The 21682-nt window shown below is 55.5% G+C and carries 20 protein-coding genes; 9 read left to right on the forward strand and 11 right to left on the reverse strand.

What is annotated here, in order from left to right; all coding sequences use genetic code 11:
* The first annotated feature begins 122 nt into the window (after positions 1-122).
* From purE to DDZ13_RS00845, 4 genes are all read left to right on the forward strand, one after another.
* Positions 123-626 (forward strand): 5-(carboxyamino)imidazole ribonucleotide mutase, encoded by a 504-nt coding sequence (gene purE, locus DDZ13_RS00830; protein WP_110129525.1) that lies wholly within the window; start codon positions 123-125, stop codon positions 624-626.
* Positions 623-1765: a 5-(carboxyamino)imidazole ribonucleotide synthase gene (locus DDZ13_RS00835; RefSeq protein WP_110129526.1), complete on the forward strand. Its 1143-nt coding sequence runs from the start codon at positions 623-625 to the stop codon at positions 1763-1765. Before purE ends, DDZ13_RS00835 begins: the two co-directional genes overlap by 4 nt.
* Before the next feature lie 107 nt (positions 1766-1872).
* Positions 1873-3363: an anthranilate synthase component I gene (trpE, locus tag DDZ13_RS00840; protein WP_110129527.1), complete on the forward strand. Its 1491-nt coding sequence runs from the start codon at positions 1873-1875 to the stop codon at positions 3361-3363.
* A gap of 115 nt (positions 3364-3478) precedes the next feature.
* Positions 3479-4495 (forward strand): sigma-70 family RNA polymerase sigma factor, encoded by a 1017-nt coding sequence (locus DDZ13_RS00845; protein WP_110129528.1) that lies wholly within the window; start codon positions 3479-3481, stop codon positions 4493-4495.
* Positions 4496-4516: 21 nt separating this feature from the next.
* Here DDZ13_RS00845 and lnt read toward each other — a convergent pair whose 3' ends face one another.
* The 9 genes from lnt to DDZ13_RS00890 form a co-directional block, all read right to left on the reverse strand.
* Positions 4517-6127: an apolipoprotein N-acyltransferase gene (gene lnt, locus DDZ13_RS00850; protein ID WP_110129529.1), complete on the reverse strand. Its 1611-nt coding sequence runs from the start codon at positions 6125-6127 to the stop codon at positions 4517-4519.
* Complete coding sequence (gene mrdA, locus DDZ13_RS00855; RefSeq protein ID WP_110129530.1) at positions 6124-8076, reverse strand: penicillin-binding protein 2; 1953 nt, start codon at positions 8074-8076, stop codon at positions 6124-6126. Before mrdA ends, lnt begins: the two co-directional genes overlap by 4 nt.
* Positions 8073-8603 (reverse strand): hypothetical protein, encoded by a 531-nt coding sequence (locus DDZ13_RS00860; RefSeq protein WP_146209187.1) that lies wholly within the window; start codon positions 8601-8603, stop codon positions 8073-8075. Before DDZ13_RS00860 ends, mrdA begins: the two co-directional genes overlap by 4 nt.
* On the reverse strand, positions 8593-9444 hold the full coding sequence (gene mreC, locus DDZ13_RS00865; RefSeq protein ID WP_199221019.1) for a rod shape-determining protein MreC: 852 nt from the start codon (positions 9442-9444) through the stop codon (positions 8593-8595). The genes DDZ13_RS00860 and mreC overlap by 11 nt, the downstream gene beginning before the upstream one ends.
* A gap of 9 nt (positions 9445-9453) precedes the next feature.
* Positions 9454-10476, reverse strand: coding sequence for a rod shape-determining protein (locus tag DDZ13_RS00870; protein ID WP_110129532.1), 1023 nt, complete (start codon positions 10474-10476; stop codon positions 9454-9456).
* A 67-nt stretch (positions 10477-10543) separates the two neighbouring features.
* Positions 10544-11725, reverse strand: coding sequence for a tyrosine--tRNA ligase (gene tyrS / locus DDZ13_RS00875; RefSeq protein WP_110129533.1), 1182 nt, complete (start codon positions 11723-11725; stop codon positions 10544-10546).
* An 84-nt stretch (positions 11726-11809) separates the two neighbouring features.
* The gene (locus DDZ13_RS00880) at positions 11810-12895 is read right to left on the reverse strand and encodes an adenylyltransferase/cytidyltransferase family protein (protein WP_110129534.1); all 1086 of its coding nucleotides are present in this window, start codon (positions 12893-12895) and stop codon (positions 11810-11812) included.
* An 11-nt stretch (positions 12896-12906) separates the two neighbouring features.
* Positions 12907-13431 (reverse strand): carboxymuconolactone decarboxylase family protein, encoded by a 525-nt coding sequence (locus tag DDZ13_RS00885; RefSeq protein ID WP_158279720.1) that lies wholly within the window; start codon positions 13429-13431, stop codon positions 12907-12909.
* A 53-nt stretch (positions 13432-13484) separates the two neighbouring features.
* Positions 13485-14057 (reverse strand): TetR/AcrR family transcriptional regulator, encoded by a 573-nt coding sequence (locus tag DDZ13_RS00890; RefSeq protein WP_110129536.1) that lies wholly within the window; start codon positions 14055-14057, stop codon positions 13485-13487.
* A 150-nt stretch (positions 14058-14207) separates the two neighbouring features.
* On the opposite strand from DDZ13_RS00890, the gene miaB reads away from it, so the two are divergent.
* Positions 14208-15599: a tRNA (N6-isopentenyl adenosine(37)-C2)-methylthiotransferase MiaB gene (gene miaB, locus DDZ13_RS00895; protein WP_110129537.1), complete on the forward strand. Its 1392-nt coding sequence runs from the start codon at positions 14208-14210 to the stop codon at positions 15597-15599.
* Between the two features lie 154 nt (positions 15600-15753).
* Here miaB and hspQ read toward each other — a convergent pair whose 3' ends face one another.
* Entirely contained in the window at positions 15754-16116 is a 363-nt protein-coding gene (gene hspQ / locus DDZ13_RS00900) for a heat shock protein HspQ (RefSeq protein ID WP_199221020.1), read from the reverse strand.
* Positions 16117-16147: 31 nt separating this feature from the next.
* The gene (gene ispH / locus DDZ13_RS00905) at positions 16148-17809 is read right to left on the reverse strand and encodes a 4-hydroxy-3-methylbut-2-enyl diphosphate reductase (RefSeq protein WP_110129538.1); all 1662 of its coding nucleotides are present in this window, start codon (positions 17807-17809) and stop codon (positions 16148-16150) included.
* Between the two features lie 69 nt (positions 17810-17878).
* Between ispH and DDZ13_RS00910 the strand changes: the two genes are divergently transcribed.
* The 4 genes from DDZ13_RS00910 to DDZ13_RS00925 all read left to right on the forward strand — a co-directional run bounded on the left by DDZ13_RS00910 (position 17879) and on the right by DDZ13_RS00925 (position 21640).
* Positions 17879-18247, forward strand: a complete 369-nt coding sequence (locus DDZ13_RS00910) for a type II toxin-antitoxin system RelE family toxin (RefSeq protein WP_110129539.1) — start codon at positions 17879-17881, stop codon at positions 18245-18247.
* A gap of 24 nt (positions 18248-18271) precedes the next feature.
* Positions 18272-19150, forward strand: a complete 879-nt coding sequence (gene pssA / locus DDZ13_RS00915; protein WP_110129540.1) for a CDP-diacylglycerol--serine O-phosphatidyltransferase — start codon at positions 18272-18274, stop codon at positions 19148-19150.
* Positions 19151-19391: 241 nt separating this feature from the next.
* Positions 19392-20519: a DNA polymerase III subunit beta gene (gene dnaN, locus DDZ13_RS00920; RefSeq protein WP_110129541.1), complete on the forward strand. Its 1128-nt coding sequence runs from the start codon at positions 19392-19394 to the stop codon at positions 20517-20519.
* Positions 20520-20755: 236 nt separating this feature from the next.
* Positions 20756-21640 carry a hypothetical protein gene (locus DDZ13_RS00925; protein WP_110129542.1) on the forward strand — a complete coding sequence of 295 codons (885 nt, stop codon included), beginning with the start codon at positions 20756-20758 and terminating at the stop codon, positions 21638-21640.
* Positions 21641-21682: the final 42 nt, after the last annotated feature.

Below are 21682 nucleotides of genomic sequence, written 5' to 3' on the forward strand. Positions count from 1 at the left end.
CGGAGATTTGCGCACCCGGGAACGCAGATCTCCCGATCTGCACACATACAATCGTTCTGCAGTTTGCCGTATACCCATAGAACAAAGATTGATTCGTGGCGGGAAACTGCTTCTCTGCTCACATGGACGCGAATGAGAAACAAGCCGTTGTCGGCATCATCATGGGCAGCCAGTCCGACTGGAGCACCATGAAGGAAGCAGCCACGCTGCTTGAGCAGCTCGGGATTCCCTACGAGACGAAAATCGTCAGTGCGCACCGCACGCCGAAACGTCTCTACGAATATGCCGAGACGGCGGCAGACCGCGGGATCAAAGTGATTATTGCCGGCGCTGGCGGTGCCGCCCACCTTCCTGGAATGACGGCGGCCATCACACAGCTGCCGGTGCTTGGAGTCCCGGTACAGTCCAAAGCCCTCAGTGGCCAGGACTCCCTGCTTTCGATCGTACAGATGCCGGCCGGCGTGCCCGTCATGACCTTGGCGATTGGTGTGGCCGGCGCGAAAAATGCCGCCCTCTCCGCAGCGTCCATTCTGGCCCTGAGCGACGAAAGCGTCAGTGCTCACCTCAAAACCTATCGTCAGGCACAGACTGAAAATGTGGTCGAGGCGGTGAATACAGAAGCATGATCGGCCCGGGCAGCACCATCGGTATCCTCGGAGGCGGCCAACTGGGTCGGATGCTCATCCTCGCCGGAAGAGCGCTCGGCTACCGCTTCGTCGTCTTTGAACCCAAAGGGCCCTGTGCGGCAGGCATGGTCGCCGACCGTGAGGTGAATGCGGAATACTCCGACGAGGCCGCACTGACGCGCTTTGCCGAATCCGTCGATATCATTACCCTCGAATTTGAAAACATTCCTGCCGAAGTTATCGACACACTGAGCGCAATCAAACCTGTCATGCCGGGCAAGCAGGCACTCCATATCTGCCAGCACCGCCAGCGGGAGAAGGATTTTCTCAAATCGAGCGGCCTACCCTGCGTGCCTTTTGAATATGCGGACTCCGCCGAAAGCCTTAAGGCCGCCGTTACCGCCATCGGTTTCCCCTGTGTGATCAAAACCGCTGCTTTCGGCTACGACGGAAAGGGGCAAATCAAGCTGAACGCCGAACACGAGTCAGAGGACTGCGACTACCTCTGGGACTTTCTGGGCAAGCCGCCGCGCGTTGTCGTGGAAAAGTGGATACACCATATCGGGGAGTTCTCCGTGGTTTGCGCCCGCAAGGCGGACGGAAGCAAGTCCACCCTGCCGATGGCGGAAAACGTACACGTCGACCACATCCTGCACGCTTCAATCGTGCCCGCACGTGTGACCGGCGCCACTCGCCGGGCGGGCGAAGCGCTCGCCTGCAAGATTGCTGATTTGCTCGATGTCGTCGGCCTGATTGCGGTCGAGCTCTTTCTCGATGAAAGCGGTCAACTGATCGTCAACGAGATGGCTCCCCGCCCGCATAATTCCGGGCATTACACCATTGAGGGCTGCTTCACCAGTCAGTTTGAGCAGCACATCCGCGCCGTTACGGACTTGCCTTTCGGGTCGACTGAGCTGCACGGGCCGACCGTCATGATCAACTTACTCGGAGACGTATGGGAAAAAGGTGAGCCCGATTGGTCCGCACTGTTGAATGACCCGCGTTGCAAACTTCACCTCTACGATAAAGGTGAAGCGCGGCCCGGCCGGAAGATGGGACACTTTACGGTTATGGGCGATGAGATCGAAGAGACTCTGAAACGCGCGAACCGCCACTTCTCGGAATTGTTTCCCGCCTGATTCGGGATATTCGATATTGAGCGTGTTCCGGACTTTCACACAGTGAAATCCGGTCTTGTCGTTACTGCGCTCCTCGGAACAATCCCTGACCTCATACCTTTGCACCCATGCACATCCAGCCATCCAGATCCGACTTCGAAGCATTTGCCGCCAAGGGCAACACGGTGCCGGTGTATCTGGACATGACGGCGGACTGCGAGACGCCGCTCGGCGCCTATTCGAAGATCCGCTCGGAAGGTCCGGCCTTTCTTTTTGAATCCATCGTCGGGGGCGAGCGGATCAGCCGCTACTCATTCCTCGGGGCGAATCCGCGAAAGGTTTTCCGGATTTACGAAGACGAGGTCAAAATCACGCACAAGGATGGCCGGACCGAGTGCTGCCCCACGCCGGAGGATCCCCTGAAGGTCATTGAGGCGGAAATGGCGCAATACCAGCCGGTGAAGACCCCGGGCATGCCCCCCTTCAACGGCGGCGCGGTCGGCTACGTGGGACACGAGTACATTCACTACGTTGAGCCGACGATTCATAAGCCTGCCAAAAACCCCCTGGAACTGCCGATTCTTTACTACATGATCACCGATTCGGTGCTGATTTTCGATCACGCCCATCAGGTACTGCGAATCTGCGTCAACGCCAAGATCGACGGTGATCCGGGCGCGGCATATGACCTTGCCTGTGAAGAAATTCACAAAATATGTGAACAACTTGAAACACAGCAGAAACTGGGGCACCGCGAACTCTGCGAGCCGGGTGAAGTCACCGTTCCTCCCGGAAACTATACCCAGCCGGATTTTGAGGCTGCCGTGGAGAAAGTGAAGGATTATGTCCGCGCAGGGGATGTGATACAAACCGTTCTTTCCCAAAGATTTGAGAAACCTTTTGAGCCGACTGCCGTCGATCTCTACCGTGCCCTGCGCATGGTTAATCCCTCTCCCTACATGTTTTTGCTGGAAGACGGGGATTTTTCTGTCGTGGGTGCGTCTCCCGAGGTGCACGTCCGCCTGACAGGCGATGAGGTGGAAATCCGCCCCATTGCTGGCACGAGGCACCGTGGGGCGAACGAAAACGAGGATCTGGCACTGGAAAAAGATCTCCTTGGCGACGCCAAAGAACGGGCTGAACACCTCATGCTCGTCGATTTGGCCCGTAATGACATCGGGCGGGTCTGCAAATACGGCTCCATTCACGTGCCCGATTACATGGTAATCGAAAGATATTCACATGTTATGCACATTGTTTCGCAGGTCGGGGGGACGATCCGGCCCGACTGCACCGCGTATGACCTGATGCGGGCCACTTTCCCGGCCGGCACACTAAGTGGAGCCCCGAAAGTCCGGGCGCTACAGATCATTTCGGAACTCGAACAGTCCCAGCGCGGCGTCTACGGCGGTGCCATCGGTTATTTTGGGTTCGAAGGAAATCACGATTCTGCCATCGGGATTCGCACTGCAGTGGTCAAGGACGGAAAGATCTACATCCAGTCCGGAGCAGGTGTCGTGGCCGATTCGGAGCCTGAAAGCGAGTACATGGAAACGGTGAATAAGGCCAAGGCCATGCTGAAGGCCGTCGCAACAGCTGAAGAAATGTTCAAAATTTAGCCCTTTACTGTAAGCCTGTAGAATAATCGTCGATATCTTCTTACAACACGGGAACAATTTACGTTCCCACGTCTCTCACATCACAGACGGTTGTAACATCGACATTATTTCTACTATGGCACAAGCACAAGCAGCTCCCCGTTACAAAAACCGCTTGAGCGGCGTTCCTCGCTCACAAACTGACAACGCCGAAGTTGTTTCTGATGTTCGTGAGCTCCCTTCTTCTGATCGGAATGTTATGCGTACTTACATGCAGGAAATCGGTAAGACGCCTCTGTTATCCAAAGAAGAAGAAATCGAGCTGGCTGCACGCATAAAGAAAGGGGATAAATCCGCACGGGATCACATGATTTCGGCCAACCTGCGCTTGGTTGTAAAAATTGCGCATGATTACAATAATTTCGGGCTCCCTCTACTCGACCTAATCAGCGAAGGTAACATTGGACTGGTTAAAGCCGTCGAGCGTTTTGATCCTTCCAAGGGGGGTAAGCTCAGCACATACGCAGCCTGGTGGATTAAGCAATCCATCAAGCGCGCACTCGCCAATCAGAGCAAAACCATCCGCCTGCCGGTGCATCTCGTTGATCGTATTGCCAAGATGCGCAAGATAACCGGCGAACTTGCTGAAGAACTGGACCGTGAACCGACCGACGAGGAAATTGCCTACGCGATGGACCTCCCCATCAACAAGGTGGCACATTTGAAGTCTGTCAGTGTTCGCCCCTCCTCTCTGGACGCGCCTGTGGGTGAAGATGGAGATACGACTTTCGGCGAATTGGTCGGCGACGAAAATGAAGCCAGTCCGCTGGAAAACCTTCAGGAAAAGTCGGTCAGCAATGATATCAAGTCGGTCATCAGTCAACTGGAAGACCGCGAAGCGGAAATCATCCACTTGCGCTTTGGACTGGATGGCAACCACCCGCTGACTCTTGAGGAAGTGGGTGAACGCTTCGATATCACGCGTGAGCGGGTCCGCCAGATTCAGAATATAGCTTTACACAAAATGCGCCGCATTATGACGGAGAACGAGCGTCAAAGAACGAAAGAAGAAGTGCATCAGGAAAACATCGAACAAAAGAAGATGGAAGTGCTTCAGGAGTTCTTCGCCGAAAACGCGGCAGATGAATCATAGTGTTTTGTAGACTGTTGTTTGTTAGGATATGCCCTCCGGTGGAAACGCCGGGGGGCTTTTTCTTGGCCGGAATCCGGGCAGCAGGGCCACGAAGGCGAAAACGCCACCCAGACCGACAAACCAATCTCCATGGCGAGTGTAAAAGCTCTGCTGGCGCGCCCAATCAGAGTACTGAGAGACCGTGTAGCTGCCTCCTCCCCGAAAGTAGATACTCCCGTTCTCATCATAAAGTACGTCACGTATCGTGCCGTAGGCATCAATCCAGCCACTCCAACCACCATTCCCGCAACGCATCACCGGCCGCCGGTTTTCCACCGCCCTGAGGACAGAATGCGCCGCATGCTGCTCCGCGCCCCCTTCTTCTCCATACCAGGCATTGTTCGTCGCCACAAAAAAGACCTGCGCCCCGGCCCTGGCACTCTCGCGAGCCAGAGCAGGAAAGACATCCTCGTAACAGACCAGTGAGCCGATTTTAAAAGTCTGCTCTTTTAGCTCCAGTGCAATCAGGGCCGGCCCACTTCCCGGCGAGAAATTGCCCTCCAGGGGGACGAATTTCTCGACGATAAAATGAAACGGCTTGGGCACATATTCACCAAAGGGCACCAGTTCCCGTTTCCTGTAAACGTCCTCCGACATCGCGGGCGAAGGATAAGCCAGAGTCACTCCATTATGCCACAAGTCCCCTTCCTTCTCGTAAGTGAGGCCACCCATTAGGATTGGTTTATCAATTTCCTTTGTCAGGCGGAGCACCCGCGCATTCATTTCCGGATACCCGATGACCGGCCAGGGAGCCGCGGCTTCAGGCCATAAGAGGACGTCGTTGTTCAGGCTGGCGACAAATCGGGTCTGCTTCTCGAGGACCTGGAGATTCTCTTTTTCACGATCACTGTCCCATTTCAATTCCGGGGCGATGTAAGGTTGAACCACCCCGGCGGTGAACCATTCCTGCGACGAATCCGGCTTTGGCAGAGAATAAAAGAAAACATAGAGGCACAGACCCAGGCAAGCCATGCCCATGTAGAGGTCGGGGCTGAACCACCCTGTCCACATCTTGCGCTCGCGGCGAACGAAGCGGTGCCGCAAGGTCTGGGCCACGCAGCAGTTGAAAAAAATCAAAAGAAAGGAGACGCCATAAGCCCCACTCCAGGCGGAGATTTGCAGGACGACGGGCCGCTCCCACTGACTGAGCGCCAGAGGCGCCCAGGGGAAGCCCCAGAAGAGCCAGGTGCGCATCCATTCAATGAAGACCCAAAACCCCGCCAGCCCGGCGAAGCCCAGCACCCGAGCCCCAAAACTGCGCTCCGCGAGCCTTGGGATCAAAAACCGGGCCAACCCGACCCATAGCACAAAAAGCAAAGCCAGGATGGCACTGAGCAATATAGTGCCAACCCATGTCACGTGGCGGAGCCAAATCAGGATCGAAAACCAACTCGCCCATCCAGTGGCGAAAGCCAGGAACCAAAAGACTTTCCCCCTCGGCACGGTATAAAGCCAGAGCAAAAGCGGCACGAAGGCGATGTAAGCGGCCTCGGCAAAGTCGAAGGGCGGAATGGAAAGCACCCAAAGCAGCGCGGTGGTGACACCCGCCAGCAAGCCCCACCAAGGTGAACTGTTGTGCCCGGCCTGCGTCATTCCGCACTGGGGAATCCGGCCCGCTCGGGGTATTCTTCGATAAACTGGAGGAAAATATCCTTTGCCACCGGCCCGGCGGTGGAACCGCCGTGGTAGCTATCCGCTGCGCTGGATCCCTCGACCATCACAGCCACCGCAATCTGCGGATCCTCGACCGGGGCGCAACCGATGAACCATGCCAGATTCACTTCTTCACCATGTGCCCGAAAATCCGCCGTGCCGGTTTTCCCGGCAATTCGCAAGCCGTCGATTTGCACCAGGCGCCCGGTTCCGTCGGTTCCGACGACCCGCTGCATGCCCTCCCAAATCGCCAGCCAGTTCTCACGGCTCAACCCAATCGGTTCGCCGCCATGAGCAACCTTGCCCGCTTCTTCCGGGGAAAGTGCAAGCAGGGTCGGCTGGGTGCGTGTTTCTCCTCGTGCCAGAGAGGCCATAAATGATGCCATTTGCAACGGGGTCACCAGAAGAAAGCCCTGACCGATCGCGGTATTGGCCGTATCGCCCGGGACCCAGCCCGCGCCGACTTGCTCGCGTTTCCATGATTTTGTCGGTACCACGATCCGGCTGGTTTCATAGGGCAACTCGATGCCTGTCTTTTGGTCCAGGCCGAAACGCATGGCCTCCGCACTGAGCACGTCGATTCCCATCCGAAGCCCTTCCGCATAATAGTAAACATTACAACTCCCCTCGATGGCTGCGGCCGTATCAACCACCCCGTGTCCATAGCGCGCATGGCAGCGAAAGATCCGGTTGCCCACGCGATAGACCCCCTGGCAATCGTGCTGTGTTTCGGGCCCGATCGTATTGGCCCGCATGCCGGCAATCGTCGTTAGCAGCTTGAACGTCGAACCGGGCGGGTAGGAAAGTTGCACCGCGCGGTTCAACCAGGCGCCACGTTCGTTGATATCGTCGAAGGTCGCTCGCGGGATATAGGGGCTGAGGTCATTGAGGTCGAAACTGGGATGACTCGCCATCGTCAGCACCTCCCCGGTCTTAATGTCGATGGCCACGGCGGCCCCTTTGCGTTCCCCGAGAGCGGTCTCCGCGGCAAGTTGCAGGTCGATATCAATACTGGTGATCAGATCACCGCCTTGTTGCGGGGCCACCATCTCGAGGCGGGTATCCTGAAACCCGAGCGGATCGACCCGCCACAATTCCGTTCCCGCAATCCCGGAAAGCAGCTCGTTAAAGGAGCGCTCCAGCCCGGTCTTGCCCACTTTTTTCTTAAAGGTGAAAGTCTTAATCCCATCATCGGGGAACTCACTGGGATCGGGCGTGACGTTTTGCACATAGCCCAGGGTATGTGCCGCCGCTGTTCCGTAAGGATAGTAACGGGCCGTGCCGGTATGCACTTTGATCGGTGAATCGACAGGCACTTGTTCCACCAGGCGCGCATACTGATCGGGATTCAAATCTTCCACCAGAGGCAGGGGCAAAAGCAGCTGCTCGTTGAAGTGCCGGATGATTTTATTCATCGACAACGAATCATCCCGTCCGGTGATACGGTTGATCTCGTCAATGTAACGTTGAATTACATTTTCCCGGGCCGTCCACTGTAACTGGTAATAATCCGGGATCGGCGGTTCCTGCGGCTGGTCCGCCTGAGGCGTGCTTTGGTATTCTTCCTGCAGGCGTGTTCGCTCCGCCCGGATAATGTTGGCATACTCACGCCGGAACTCGGGCCGAAGGTCGTCCAGATAAACCACCGCGGAATAGTGCGCGCGGTTGCCCACAAGGAGATTTCCTTTCCGGTCATAGATATCGCCGCGCGGCCCGGGATTGAGAATACGGCGTTCTGTTTGCCGCTTCTCGATCTCTTCATATTTCCTGCTCGCGACAAGTTGACGCCAGCCAAGCCCGACAAGAAGCACCAGCGTCGCTGCGATGATGATCCAAAAGAAAAAAAGGATGCGCGGGTTTTCCCCCCGATGCACATCAACCTGACTCATAACAAGGGCAAGTCCTCCGGCTCGGTTTCCAGATGGCAAATTTCAAACAACTGCCGCTCCAAATTATAAAACCACGGCGCGATAATGAGCAGTGCCAGATGCGACGACAATGAAGTTGTCACCACTTGTATCCAAAAACTTGCGACACCAAAATATTCACGCCCCGTCGCAACAGTAAGCGCAACGAGGAGGAAGAAGTTAATGCCGTGCGCCAAAAGGATGGGATGGTAGTTGTGCTCCGCGCGAAAGCGTATCCGGACCGAGAAAATCATCGCTCCGGCGATCAGGAAAAGAATCGTGAAAAATCCGAAGGGCACACTCAACGAGGCATCCACCCAAAGGCCCGTAAGCAGGGTGCAAATAAAATAGGACTGGTGCCGTAAATAGAGTGCGGGCAACACAATCATCGGACCAAGCAGGAAGAGGTAGACCGGCCACCCGGCCATACCCGAATTCACCAGTTGGGTCAGGTAGAGCAGCAGCGCGTTCGCGCCGAACATGATCAAGGCACGGGGATCAAGGAGCATCACTTTCGATCTCAATGGGGTTGAGCGGTATTAGGACGGCCACCTCATGCAAACTGAGCAGATCCGGATCAAGGGCAACTTCGCCCGCCTGAAAAATACCCGTGCTGCCGGGTTCGAGCCAGACCACTTCCCCGATCGATAGACCGGGGGGAAAGGTGCCCCCCAGATGGGTGGATACCAGTTGGAGCGGATCGTTGGAATTGGCCATCAAGTCCTGCGGGGCGTCACTCACTCGTCCAACAGGATCACCGAAACCGGACTGGGGCACTCCTTCGTAGACGACGGGGCGCGGGTCACCCTCGAATTGGGCCGCCATTCTGAAATTCGGACTCGAAATCAGTTCGACCCGGCTGGTGAAGGCATTCACTTCGACCACACGACCGACCACCCCGCCGGAAAAAACCACTGCGGCCCCGTTCGGTATATCATAATCCCGCCCCTTGCGAAGGATGAGATGCTGCCACCAGGCGCTCAAATCACGACGGATCACACGGGCGACTTCGTAGCGGTATTCCCGGCGACTGGGCAGGTCGAGGATTGCCTCGAGTCGTCGGATTTCCGCCTGCAGCGTCTCTGCCCGTTGAGCGTTGAACTGATAGTAGGATTTCGCACGGGCGATCTCCTGTCCGGCCAGCTCGAGCTCTCGTTTCGAGTGCATGCGTCGGGCCCAAAAGCCTTCCAGGTCTTCCAGATAGGAACTCGCGACCCAGGCCGGTGCTTGAAACTCGCTGAAGCTCGCTTTGAGAAAAGCCTTCACCCCGATCGGCACGACCCACCACGCCACAAGAAAGACGCCGAGGGCGACTAAAGGTTTAAACTTATCGAGGCGTCTGTTCGCCACGTCCTGAGCTTAGTTTTTAGGAGCCCCGGTCAGGTCCTTCAGAAGGAAGGCCAACTCATGCAGCACCATACCAGTTCCATTTGCCACCGCACTGAGCGGGTCGTCCGCAATAATAACAGGCAGACCGGTCGCATCACTGAGCATCTGGTCAAGGCCTTTGATCATCGCACCACCTCCGGCGAGGAAAAAGCCTCGGTCCACCAAATCGGCCGAAAGTTCCGGCGGGCAGCGCTCCAGAGCATTACGCACCAGATCGCCAATCGCCTGAATCGTATCGGAAAGCGCTTCGCGAATTTCCTGGGAGGTGATGGTAATCGTCTTGGGCAAGCCGGCAACCGAGTCGCGGCCGCGTACTTCCATGGAAATTTCTTCCTCCATGGGAAAAGCGGAGCCGACGCGAATCTTGATTTCTTCAGCCGTGCGTTCCCCGATCATTAAATTGTAGGCGCGCTTCATGTAGTTCACGATCGCAGTATCGATTTCGTCGCCGCCCACACGAATGCTCTTGGTGTAAACCACACCGGCCAGCGAGATGATGGCCACCTCGGTGGTACCGCCGCCGATATCGACAATCATGTTGGCCGCAGGCTCATCGATCGGTAGGCCGACGCCGATTGCCGCCGCCATGGGCTCCTCAAGCAGCACCACATCGCGGGCACCCGCACGGATGGCGGAGTCTTTCACGGCCCGGCGTTCCACTTCGGTAATGCCGGAAGGTACAGCGACCACGATGCGCGGGGCCACAAAAGTCTTCTTGCGGTTCACCTTGTTGATGAAATAGCGAAGCATCGCCTCGGTAATTTCAAAGTCGGCGATCACGCCGTCCTTCATTGGACGGATCGCGGTGATGTTACCGGGCGTGCGGCCCAACATCTTCTTGGCTTCAGAACCCACCGCGCAGACTTTCTTGGTCGAGGTATAAATCGCCACCACACTGGGCTCACGAAGAACAATACCTTTTTCTTTCGCGAACACGAGCGTGTTTGCGGTCCCTAGGTCGATACCGATGTCGTTAGAAAGAAGTCCGAGCACAGAGAGTTTTTTTAGTCAAAGGTTTTGAATGTCAATTAATTAGCATCGGCTAAGCATGCGCTGAAGCCTATCCGGTGATCTTGAAGAAGATACGTTTTCCGGCCTGGAAGATCTGTTCCCCGTTCGGCGGCGTCATTTCGAGGTTGGGATCGCTTTGTTTTTCGCCGTCGACTTTTACGCCCCCCTGTTTCACGAGGCGGCGAATCGCCCCCTTGCTTTCGAAAAGGTCCGACTGCGCCATTACTTCGAAAAGCGGGGCCGTAGCGGCATCGCCGACCAAATCATTCCAGGTAAAGGTCGGCATATCATCGGGGAGTTTATTCCGGGAAAAGACCTGCTCAAATTGCTCCAGTTCGTGCTTGGCCGCCTTCATGGAGTGGAACTGGCCGACAAGGGAGGAAGCGAGGTGCTTCTTGGCTTCCATCGGGTGGCCGGCCTTGAGCTTTTCGATGCGTTCGTCGTCGGCTTCAAGCAAGAGGCGGTAGTAATCCCACATGGTATCATCGCTGATCGACATGATTTTGCCGAACATATCCTTCGCGCTGTCAGTGAAGGCGATGTAGTTGTCCTGACTTTTCGACATCTTTTTCACACCGTCCAGGCCGATGAGCAGTGGCATGGTAATGACGGCTTGCTCCTGCTTGCCGGCATCTTTCTGCAGGGCACGGCCGACGAGCATGTTGAAAAGCTGGTCGGTGCCACCGATTTCGACGTCGGCGTTCAGGACGAGGGAGTCATAGCCCTGGATGAGGGGATACAGAAACTCGATAATGGAAATGGGGGCGTTGCTGGCGTAACGCTTGGCAAAATCATCGCGCTCGAGCATGCGGGCGACGGTCATCTTGCGGGCGAGCTTGAGGCAGTCTTCGAAGCCCATGTCGTTAAACCACTCACTGTTGTAAACCACCGTAGTCTTGTTCTCGTCGAGCACCATGAAGGCCTGCTCGAGATAGGTCTGGGCGTTCTCGACGATCTCTTCCTTCGTCAATGCGGGACGTGTGCTGGACCGGCCGGAAGGGTCGCCGATGAGCGTGGTGAAGTCACCGATGATGAGAATGGCCTCGTGACCGAGGTCCTGAAACTGGCGCAGCTTGTTGAAAACCACGAGGTGGCCGAAAGTCAGGTCGGGCCGCGTGGGATCGACGCCGAGTTTGACGCGCAGGGGGCGGTTCCCGTGCATGCGGTCTTCCAGCTCGGCATCGCCGATGATGGTGTCAGTGTTCGTGCGGATGGTTTCGATCAAGCTCATATTTTCAGAGTTCAGTAGCCAGAAGACAGAAGTCAGAATGCGGAGAGCGCAAGACAGGATTGGTCGGCGATGAGATCGTCCGGTTTAACGAATCGTAATGTAGGGTTCGATCGGCCGGTTGTTGTTGGCCGAGCAGACAAAGGCGTCGCGGTCCTCGGTGTTTTCGAAAAGATAAAGCGCATAGCCGCCCCATCCGCCGCCGGCGTATTTCCGGCCGATGCAGCCCTCCGCCTCCGGGAGTTCCTGCATACCTTCTTTGATCTGGGCTTCATAGCTGGTTCGTACGGCTTCGCCGAGCTTGACCAGTGATGCCTCAAAAACCGCTTCTTTGGCCAGTTGCCCGGCCTTCTCGACAAGATTGTAATCGCGCTGGTTATCCGCATTGGCCGGTGTATCGTGCGGGATATCCGTGTAGTGCAGGGCCATGTGCCCGCGAAGAAAGTCCCCGTTTCGCTTGAAATGCAGCACCGGTTTATCCCCACTGCGCCAGACGCAGAGCCCGGTTTCGCGTATGATTGCCGGATCCTGCCAGCCAACCCCGAGCGCGAGCTCGCTTTCGATGCCGTCATTCCCGTTGAGGAGAGCGTAGGCACCACTCCCGCCGAGGCCTGATTTCTTTTCGTAGTCCCAGTTCGTCAATGAGACCATCGGTGAAATTGCACAATTGACGATGAAGGCACCCTCGCGGGCGTAACGGGGCACATCGAGCCAGCCACCGCCGAAATCGACGCGCAGAGGCGCATAAGCCGGCGTACGGATGTTGCGCACGATCGAACTGGTGGAGACCGGAGTGAACTGCGGCGGAGTCTTCGGCAGCTTGACGTATTCCGCACCGACATGGGCGCAAAGCTCGCGCTTTTGCGCTTCATACTGGTCGTCTTCGGTAACTGCTAAAATGTCCGGCTTAATAGTCAAAAAGTGCTCTTTGAAGTCCAGACCCAGTTCATCGCAGTCGCCAATCACGACCTGATCCACGATATCGAGAGCGGTGATCAGCGCCAGCTTGTGATCCTGCGGGATCGAGGTTCGGCGCTTTTTGTGCTCCCAGAGGACTTTGTCCGAAGCAAAACAGACGGTTAAATGGTCCCCCAGAGCGCGAGCCTCTTTGAAGAACTGGATATGCCCGCCATGAAGGATATCGTAGCAGCCGGATATGAATACTTTTTTCATATAAATGTCGTTTAAACCATCTCCAGGGCTACCGCGACCCCGTTGAGGACCGAGGCAATACGCACGGCATCGTGCACGTTATCCTCGTTGAGCCCGCCCTTTTTCACCGCTGCTTCATGCGCCTTCAGGCAGAGCTCGCAACCGGCCAGTGCCGCCGGCCCGATGGAGTAGAGCTCGAAATGCGTCTGGTCGGTCGCCACCTGTTTCATGCGTGTCATTCGCAGGTTGAAAGCTTTCTGGGTATAGGCATCCGTGTGCATAATGTGGCGAAAACGGAAATAAACCGTATTCATCCCCATGACGGCGGCCGCCCCTTTCGCATCGGAGAGGTGCGCCGCACTGAGGCCCGCGGCCTTGGCGTCGGCCAGGATCGCAGCGGTCAGTTCCGGGTAACGGATAAAATAGGCTGAAGCCAGAGCACTGCCCCAGGTTTGAATCGTGTTGAGCGATTCGCCGCCAAGCACCCGCTGGGCGTTGACATTCAGGTCAATCGCCTCCTCGGGAAGGCGCTCAAGTAGTGCTGAGGTTTTTTCCATGACTGGCATCCACAACCTATTAACCGCAGCCAGTCAATCCGTAGAACAGGGGATTAGGCCTGGGAACTGAGTGCACAGAGCCGCTCTGCTGCGGCCAGTGCGTCATCCAGCGGCCAGGTCGCCTTCAGATTCTGGGCTTCCGTCATTGCTCCGGAGAAAAGGAGAAAGACGGCCGTCCCCAGGCGTTTGGCTTGATCCTCGTCAACCAGAGTTCCAACGAGCTTGATGAAGAACGCTCTCTGCTGTCGTTTATACTGGTCGATCAGTTCGGCCAGATCCGGTTCTTCCTCCACATCAATTCCCGCGGCCGTGTTGGCAAATTGGCAGGAGCGATAGCCGTTGCTCTCCACCCAATTGCGCATGGCATAAAAATACTTCCGCAGGCGACGGTCTTTGTCCGGGAGGCGCTCCATGAAATTGTCATGCATCACCGACATGCCCTTAGCGAGGCGTTGCAGCCAGGCGCAGCCCAGTGCGGACTTATTGGAAAAGTGTCGATAAAACTCCGCACGCGACAGGCCGCTGGCCGTGATGACTTCGTCCAGTGACACCGCAGCATAGCCACGCTTGTGGAACAACTCACCTGCGGCAGCAAGAATGCGTTCGTTTTTCGTACGCTCAGCCATTTTATCGATGATAACATACCATCCCGTGCGGAGAGGCAAGCACCGCGCCCGCCAGCGGGCTTTTTTAGATTTTTATTACAGCGCCGATCGAGGTTCGCACGATTTTCAACATTTACATGAACGTATGAAATCGCATCCTCCGCGAACCTCATGAACCGGGTTTACATAAAGACTTACGGGTGCCAGATGAACGAACGGGACTCCGAAGCCGTCGCGGCAATGCTGCGCGGCAAGGGCTACTCTATGGTCGAAAACGAGAGCGAGGCCGATGTCATCCTGCTCAATACCTGCAGTGTGCGCGACCAGGCCGAACAAAAAGCGATCGGTAAAGCCGGACACGTCACCGCACGGAAGAGAAAGAACCCGAACCTGATCGTGGGGATTATGGGCTGTATGGCCCAGAACCGGGGCGACGAGTTGATCGACCGACTACCGGACCTCGATCTGGTGGTGGGCACGCAGAAATTTCACCGTGTTCCGGAGCACCTCGATGCCATGATCGCCACCATGCAGGGGCAAGGGCCACGCCCTGAAAGCATTGTCGACCTGGAGGAAGAGGCGGGCTCGCAAAATACCATTCGCTCGCACGTGGAAGATAAGCGGCAGGTTTCGGCCTTTGTCAGCATCATGCAGGGCTGTAACATGAAGTGTTCCTATTGTATCGTGCCGAAGACCCGCGGCGAAGAACGCGGACGTCCCATGGAATCGATTCTCGAAGAAGTGCGCGAGTTGGCCGCGAAAGGCACGCGTGAAGTCACCCTGCTCGGGCAAATCGTCAACCAATACGGCGTGCGCGAGTTTCCTTTTGTCGAAAAGAAAAGCCCCTTCGTGCAGTTGCTGGAGCAGGTCAACGAAATCGACGGGATCGAGCGTATCCGCTTTACCAGCCCCCATCCTGTCGGCTTCCGGAAGGACCTGATCGATTGTTACGCCCGTCTCCCCAAGCTTTGCGAGTACATCCACTTCCCCATGCAAAGCGGGAGTAACCGCATTCTGAAGGCCATGCGCCGCCCCTACACGATCGAGAAGTTCCGCAGCATTATCGAACAGCTGCGCGAAGTACGGCCTGATATCTATATTTCCACCGATATCATCGTCGGTTTCCCCGGCGAAACGGAAGAGGATTTTGAACTCACCCGAAAGCATTTCGAAGAAATCGGCTTTGATATGGCCTATCTCTTCAAATATAGCGTGCGACCGGGCACCACGGCCGAGCCGCTGGGCGACCCCGTGGCCACTGAAGTGAAAGAGGAAAGAAATCAAAAATTACTCGATATTCTGGGCAAGCGCTCACTGACCCGAAACGAATCGCTGGTCGGTCACATTGAAGAGGTCCTGCTGGAAGGTCCGGCCAAACGCGGTGAAGGAATGTTCATGGGCCGCACACGCGGCCACCGAAAAGTGATCGTGCCGGCGAGTGAACGCCTGGTGGGTGAACTTGTTCCGGTCCGGATCAATAGTGCCACCGCCAGTACGCTGATGGGTGAGCTCATGCTGGAAGGTGTCGAACCTGCCCCGACCGCTTACGCTAATTCGATTTAAATATAGCTTACTCGGATTCATGTCGCAGAGCCAGTCCTCTGGCTCTCATTCCTGGCTAGGAATGTGGATCGCAAAGGACCCGACTTCGCAAAACTACGCCGAGACGTTGCGGCCAAAGGCTAAGGCCTTCGGCTATGTCGAACGGCTCTGCCGGTTAAATGGAACAACTGCCGGAGTGATGATCGTTTAAAATGTAACGACCATCCTTGAAAGCGGCAAAATAGCACCCTATGCGCGGGTGATTTATGGGCACGCCGCTTTCATCGGGTTCGAGATTGGACTGTGCGACGTAGGTGCTCAAACCGCCGCTGTCATGGACCAAAACGTGATACCAGGGCTGTTCTTTGACAGGCTGGGTTTTGTTCGACTGGTACCAGGTCTCTCCTGCCATGCAGTAAGGGTCGTGCGACACCACAACACCGCGGTAACCATAGAGTCGATGATGCACAAGGTCACCCGGTTCAAAACGAAGCGTCACACGCGCGTTGCCTTCCAAATCTGTAAAAGCGATGAGCACGATACCAACATTAGCAGCAAATAAGCATTCCTCAACTCTCCGGAGGAAAAGCCTCCAAAATTTCCTCAACAGGCCTCAAGGCATCACTTGGGTAGAAGCTGTTGATCCTGTGGATCACCTGCTGGATGATCCCGTCCGGGCAGGACGCGCCTCCAGTCAGTAAAATACGGGGCGGCGCTCCGGCCTGACTCAAGAACGGGCGTTCCTCTTCCGATTTTTCCGGCAATTTATCGAGGTTGTAGGGAAAGACATAATGCCGGATCCGGTCGTGCGAGAGGATGTTTTTTTCCGACTGGATGTAATGCGCCCGTTTACCGAAGCGTTCTTCGCAGACGCGGTAGAGTTGGAAAGTGTTGGAGCTGTTTTTTCCGCCGACGACCAGCGCGATATCCACAGGCATTTCGACCGCTTTTTGCAGCGCATCCTGGTTCACTTGTGTGGCGTAGCAGAGTGTATCGCCCTTACCTTTCGACCAGATATGCTCGCTGGCATGATCCTCGCCGTATTGCTCGACGATAACGCCGCGTAGATAATCGATAATGCGCAGGGTTTCATTGCGCAACAAGGTGGTCTGGTTGACCACTGCAATACGGTCGAGATCGACCTCCGGATCGAATCCACGGGAGTAGAGACCGGCAAAAGCATTTTCGAATAATTCACGCCGTTCCGCCCCGCTGGTTCTCAAAACCGCTGCCAATTTTTCCGCATGGGCCAGATTTCGCAACATCAGGGCAGGACCGTAGCTGGAGGCATTGGAAAAAGTCGCCTTGGTCTCCTCATGTTCGGACTTGCCGTGAATCAAGACGGTAAAGCCTTCTTCGGCATACCGACGGGCTGCCTTCCAGACTTTCTCCACCAGCATGCAGGTCGCGTCATTTTCACGGATCGATACGCCGCGTTTCACCAGCCTGGCCTTGTCCTCATTCGTCGCCCCAAAAGCGGGTATGATGACTAAATCGTCACCCGAAACCTTGTTCCACAGCGCATCGGGATCGTCGGCACCGTTGGCCGGACTACCGTCTGCCCGCAGCGGAAGCCCTTTATCCGTCTGCAGGTAACGAAGACCGCGGGCCAGCAGATCCTCGTTCACATAGGGATTGTGGATCAGCTCGCTGAGCATGAAAACCCGCTTTCCGGGGTTTGCCGCCACCGTTTCGTAAGCGCGCTCAATCGCATTCTGCACACCGAGGCAAAACCCGAAATGACTGGGAATAACGTAGCGCACCGCACCAAAGTCCAGTTCGGCGGGCTCGCCGGATTTTTTCTCTTTGGTCCGCCGCGCCGCTTTGATTGCGGCACAAAGCTTACTCTGGTAGAGCGCCTCCGACTGATCATCGATGTAGACCGACTGGTTGCGCTCCCTGGCGGTCCGGAAGCGGTAAATGTATTCGTTCTCACCCTGCCCGAGATAAGGTAACTCGTGCACATGCGGTTCGATCCGCTCAAGCAGGGAGGAAAGTTCCGCCTCACAGTTTGCGGATAAGAGATCTTCCAGAGCCTTAAATTCCCCCTTCCCGTCGACGGGGCCATCCATCTCAGCGACACGGATCAGGTGATCTCCATCGGACAACCATTCCGTGAAAGCCTCCTCGGGTAGATCCACCCCCATAAGCCGGGTGGCTTCGCCGTCGGGAGAATCCACCAGCAAACGGTGCTGGTGATCGAAAATTAGGTCTGTTCTAAGCTGACTCATCGGGGGACATTCTTAAGTTGCACAACCAACAAGGCAACTTAGGTTAAACATACTTCAAAGCATAGATACATGTTCCAAGTCAATTTCAGCGAGCAAAGCATGCATGAGCTCAACCAGCTCGACACCCGATCACAAATGATGCTGGTCGAGGTGGTGAGCACCTTGACGCAGCATCAGTTGGACCATCCGAGCGAGGAGCTCGGCCGGTTCCACCGCGGGGGGAAAACCCTCTACCGGGTCCGGGCGGGAGAGTTTCGGATTTATTTCGAACAGGATGGCGATGCACTTTATGCCCACTACATCCTGCATAAAAATACGCTGAGCGACTTCATCTTCCGGTCGCGGCTTCCGGTTTCCGAAGAATTTCTCGCCGAGCAGCACGACTCCTTTTGGAAGTATCTCGAATCGCTCCGCGAAAAAGATACCACGGAAGACTAGGTTCGCTTAGGCGAACGTCATTATATGACAGAACCGACCGATAAAGAGCACAACCCGCATCAATACGCCGATTCGGGCGAGGCCAGCCACATCTATCTTCTACCGAACAGTCTGACTGCCGGTAATCTGTTTTTTGGTTTTCTGGCGATTCTGAAGTGCATTCAGGCGAATTATGAGACCGACCAGACCGTCGTTTCGGAATATTACACCCACGCCGTCTGGTTTATTCTTTTCGGTGTGATTTGTGACGCGCTGGACGGACGTGTGGCCCGGCTGGGGGGAAGGGAGTCCCTGTTTGGTAAGGAGTTCGACTCCATCGCGGATGTGATTTCCTTCGGCCTGGCACCGGCCCTGATGATGATTTTCCTCGTACTGACGCCGACGGTGGAAACTTATCCGGTCTTTCTACAGATCAGCTGGTTGATCGGTTTTGTTTATCTGCTTTGCGCCGGCGTCCGGCTGGCACGATTCAATGTGCTCACCCACCCGATGCTCCCCCCGGCGGAACAACTCAAGGGGACCAAGGATTTTCTCGGGCTACCCGTGCCCGCGGCTGCCGGGATGATTGCCTCATTGGTGCTCGTCATCACCAGTTTGGAAACACCCACCTTCGATTCGCGTAGTCTGGCTCTGGTCATTCCCCCCTTCATGCTGGCCATCGCCTACCTCATGGTCAGCAACATCCCTTACCCGAGTTTCAAAGACATCGACTGGCAGACACAAACGAAGTTTCGCAGCTTCATCTGTTTGGTCCTGGGTGTCGGCACCGCCTTCTTCTTTAAAGAGTTCTTTTTCGCCATCATCTTTTTCGCTTACATTGTTTACGGTCCGGCACGGCATCTTTTCCGGATCTATCGTGCCCGAAAACGGCTGTCACGCAGCTCGGAAAGTTCCGGTGAATAAACTGCGAATAACTGTGGACGCCTTGTGAAGTCGAAAAAACTTTTTCACTTTGTTCACTCTATTGAAAATTTACCCGCATCATTCTTCACCGATAAAATTGAACGTAAATTGCTTGCCCGCAGTAAGTTGATGAGTTTTTCTCACTGCACACACTACTTACTGTTATGAAGAGATTTATATATATAAAAAGAACTCTTACATAAGCATTGCCAGTAAGTCTGAAAAACCTGACAAATTCACCATGAAATTTCAGATCAACCAGGATCACTTTAGTAACGGCCTCCAACAGGTTCTCAACGTCGTCGCCACCCGCTCCACCATGCCGATCCTCAGCAACGTGCTGATCGAGGCATCCGAAGGGCACATTTCGCTGACCACCACCAACCTCGATCTGGGCATCCGCTGCCGCATCAAGGCCGAAGTCAGCGATGCGGGCAGCATCACCCTACCCGTCCGCAAGCTCGCCACCATCGTTCGGGAGTTGCCCCAATCCGACGTCTTCGTCGAATCCGGCGACAACAACCAGACCAAGATCACTTCCGGCGGTTCGCACTTCAAAATCATGGGCATCAGCGCCGAGGAGTTTCCTCCGCTGCCGAGCTTCGAGAACCGCAAGGTCTTTGAGCTCTCCCAGGAGGAAATCGTCAGCATGCTGAAGAGTGTTTCCTACGCCCAGTCCACGGATGAGAACCGCTACATCCTGAACGGGGTTTATTTCAATTTTGCGGACGAAAAGCTGACACTGGTGGCCACCGACGGCCGTCGTCTTGGTCTGACCGCCCTGGAAACCGAAATCAGCGAGGACAACGCGGGCAGCCTCATCCTTCCGGCCAAAACCGTCGCCGAGCTCGAGCGCCTGCTCGGGAAGGGTGAGAAGGTGAAGGTGGCCTTTAACGACCGTCAGGCCGCATTTGAAATTGCCATCGATGACACGGGCGATTCCGGGCTCACCGATCATCTCTACCTCGTCTCCAAGGTCGTGGAGGGCAATTACCCGAACTACCGTCAGGTGATTCCCAAGGAGACCGAGCACCGCGTGAAAATCGAGCGTGAGCTCATGCTCGAGTGCGTGCACCGTGCTGCGTTGGTGACTTCGGAAAAGAACAATTCGGTCAAGCTCAAGGTCAGCAAAAACCTTTTGGAAATCTCCGGTTCCTCCAGCGAATACGGTGAATCCCACGAGTCGATGGCGATCGCTTACGACGGCCCGGAAGTACAGGTTGCCTTCAATCCGCAGTTTCTGATGGAGCCGCTTAAGGCGCTAACCAAGGACGAAGTCTTCTTTGAGTTCAAGGACGAGCTCAGCCCGGGTCTATTCAAGACGCTGGATAACTTCATCTGTGTGATCATGCCGTTGCGGCTGAACTAGTGTTTGATCCCGTAAGTTTTAATCTTTGTAGAGAACTTGCGCGAGCAAGGTCTTTGGACTGGCCAAGGACTTTCCGAATCGACGGCACTCGCCTGACATCGCTACGGTCTTTAAAAGCAGGTGGAATAAATTTGTTTAAAAGACTGATGGCACGCTCCACTCGCCTTTGGAACATTCCATCCATATCATCTTACCAAACAGGGTGGCCGCAGGGTCACCCTTTTCTTTAAGTATTTATGTTATCTGAGTTTTCAGCCGAATATATTCTTTTCAGTCTGGCCGTGGTTTCCGTCCTACTACCGCTGCTGGCGGGACGTATGGATCTACCCATTCTGCATGTTTTCAGCCGCTGGCTCCGCTGGTTTTTATTTGCGGCCTTATTCGCTTTTTTCCTGCATGTCTTCGAGCTCTCTTTTCGCCCGCCCTGGGTTCATTTTCTCACGGGTTTAGCGGTGTGGTTTGTTCTGGAGACCGGTTACAACTGGCTGGCGATCAAGGCGCTCAGCCGGAGCGAACTGCCGCTCTTCCCCACTTTCCGTGAAAACAACGACGGGGATGAATGGCCGGCGGATAAGCAGTACATTGATCTCAAGGATTGGCTCAAGTCCGAGGGTTTCAAGCGCAGTGGGGCACTCAAGGCCGAGCTTTTTGAAGGCACCTATCTGCGGGCTTCCATTTACGAGAGTACCGACGAGCTCACCCGTATCCAGATTCTGTTTTTACCGAAGCGTCAGGGTGGTTCCAATGCCTGCTACACAATTCAAACTCGCGGTAGCGAAGGGGAGCGTCTGATCACGGATAATCAGTTTCTGCCTTACGGAGGTTACTATCCGGATGACTGGCAGCTTGCGCGCAAGCCGCTCATCGGCTCGCTCAAGCGCTTGCTCATGCTGCACAAAAAGCGTGTGACCAAGAGTAAGATCCAGCCGGTTCCCATCGACAGCAGCGCTCTGGAAGATATCAATGAACAACAGCGTATTCTCGAACGCTTGAATACGGAGATCGGTTTTCTTGTGCCGCGGCCGCAGCAGGAAGAAGAAGGAAAGATCACTTCGGACGGGCGCTACCGCCTCTGGAAGGAAATGTGGCTGCTCGCTTACCTGGGTAAATCCGTCACCTAGGTTAATATCTCGTGAGCCCGGTCGACCAGCTAAGGATCTTTT

It is taken from the genome of Coraliomargarita sinensis (genome assembly GCF_003185655.1).
Classification (GTDB): domain Bacteria; phylum Verrucomicrobiota; class Verrucomicrobiia; order Opitutales; family Coraliomargaritaceae; genus Coraliomargarita_B; species Coraliomargarita_B sinensis.

What these genes read in the sequence shown, in the direction of transcription:
- purE (WP_110129525.1), top strand. Translation starts at nt 123, where the DNA reads ATGGACGCGAATGAGAAACAAGCCGTTGTCGGCATCATCATGGGCAGC.
- DDZ13_RS00835 (WP_110129526.1), top strand. Translation starts at nt 623, where the DNA reads ATGATCGGCCCGGGCAGCACCATCGGTATCCTCGGAGGCGGCCAACTG.
- trpE (WP_110129527.1), top strand. Translation starts at nt 1,873, where the DNA reads ATGCACATCCAGCCATCCAGATCCGACTTCGAAGCATTTGCCGCCAAG.
- DDZ13_RS00845 (WP_110129528.1), top strand. Translation starts at nt 3,479, where the DNA reads ATGGCACAAGCACAAGCAGCTCCCCGTTACAAAAACCGCTTGAGCGGC.
- lnt (WP_110129529.1), bottom strand. Translation starts at nt 6,127, where the DNA reads ATGACGCAGGCCGGGCACAACAGTTCACCTTGGTGGGGCTTGCTGGCG.
- mrdA (WP_110129530.1), bottom strand. Translation starts at nt 8,076, where the DNA reads ATGAGTCAGGTTGATGTGCATCGGGGGGAAAACCCGCGCATCCTTTTT.
- DDZ13_RS00860 (WP_146209187.1), bottom strand. Translation starts at nt 8,603, where the DNA reads ATGCTCCTTGATCCCCGTGCCTTGATCATGTTCGGCGCGAACGCGCTG.
- tyrS (WP_110129533.1), bottom strand. Translation starts at nt 11,725, where the DNA reads ATGAGCTTGATCGAAACCATCCGCACGAACACTGACACCATCATCGGC.
- DDZ13_RS00880 (WP_110129534.1), bottom strand. Translation starts at nt 12,895, where the DNA reads ATGAAAAAAGTATTCATATCCGGCTGCTACGATATCCTTCATGGCGGG.
- DDZ13_RS00885 (WP_158279720.1), bottom strand. Translation starts at nt 13,431, where the DNA reads ATGGAAAAAACCTCAGCACTACTTGAGCGCCTTCCCGAGGAGGCGATT.
- DDZ13_RS00890 (WP_110129536.1), bottom strand. Translation starts at nt 14,057, where the DNA reads ATGGCTGAGCGTACGAAAAACGAACGCATTCTTGCTGCCGCAGGTGAG.
- miaB (WP_110129537.1), top strand. Translation starts at nt 14,208, where the DNA reads ATGAACCGGGTTTACATAAAGACTTACGGGTGCCAGATGAACGAACGG.
- ispH (WP_110129538.1), bottom strand. Translation starts at nt 17,809, where the DNA reads ATGAGTCAGCTTAGAACAGACCTAATTTTCGATCACCAGCACCGTTTG.
- DDZ13_RS00910 (WP_110129539.1), top strand. Translation starts at nt 17,879, where the DNA reads ATGTTCCAAGTCAATTTCAGCGAGCAAAGCATGCATGAGCTCAACCAG.
- pssA (WP_110129540.1), top strand. Translation starts at nt 18,272, where the DNA reads ATGACAGAACCGACCGATAAAGAGCACAACCCGCATCAATACGCCGAT.
- dnaN (WP_110129541.1), top strand. Translation starts at nt 19,392, where the DNA reads ATGAAATTTCAGATCAACCAGGATCACTTTAGTAACGGCCTCCAACAG.
- DDZ13_RS00925 (WP_110129542.1), top strand. Translation starts at nt 20,756, where the DNA reads ATGTTATCTGAGTTTTCAGCCGAATATATTCTTTTCAGTCTGGCCGTG.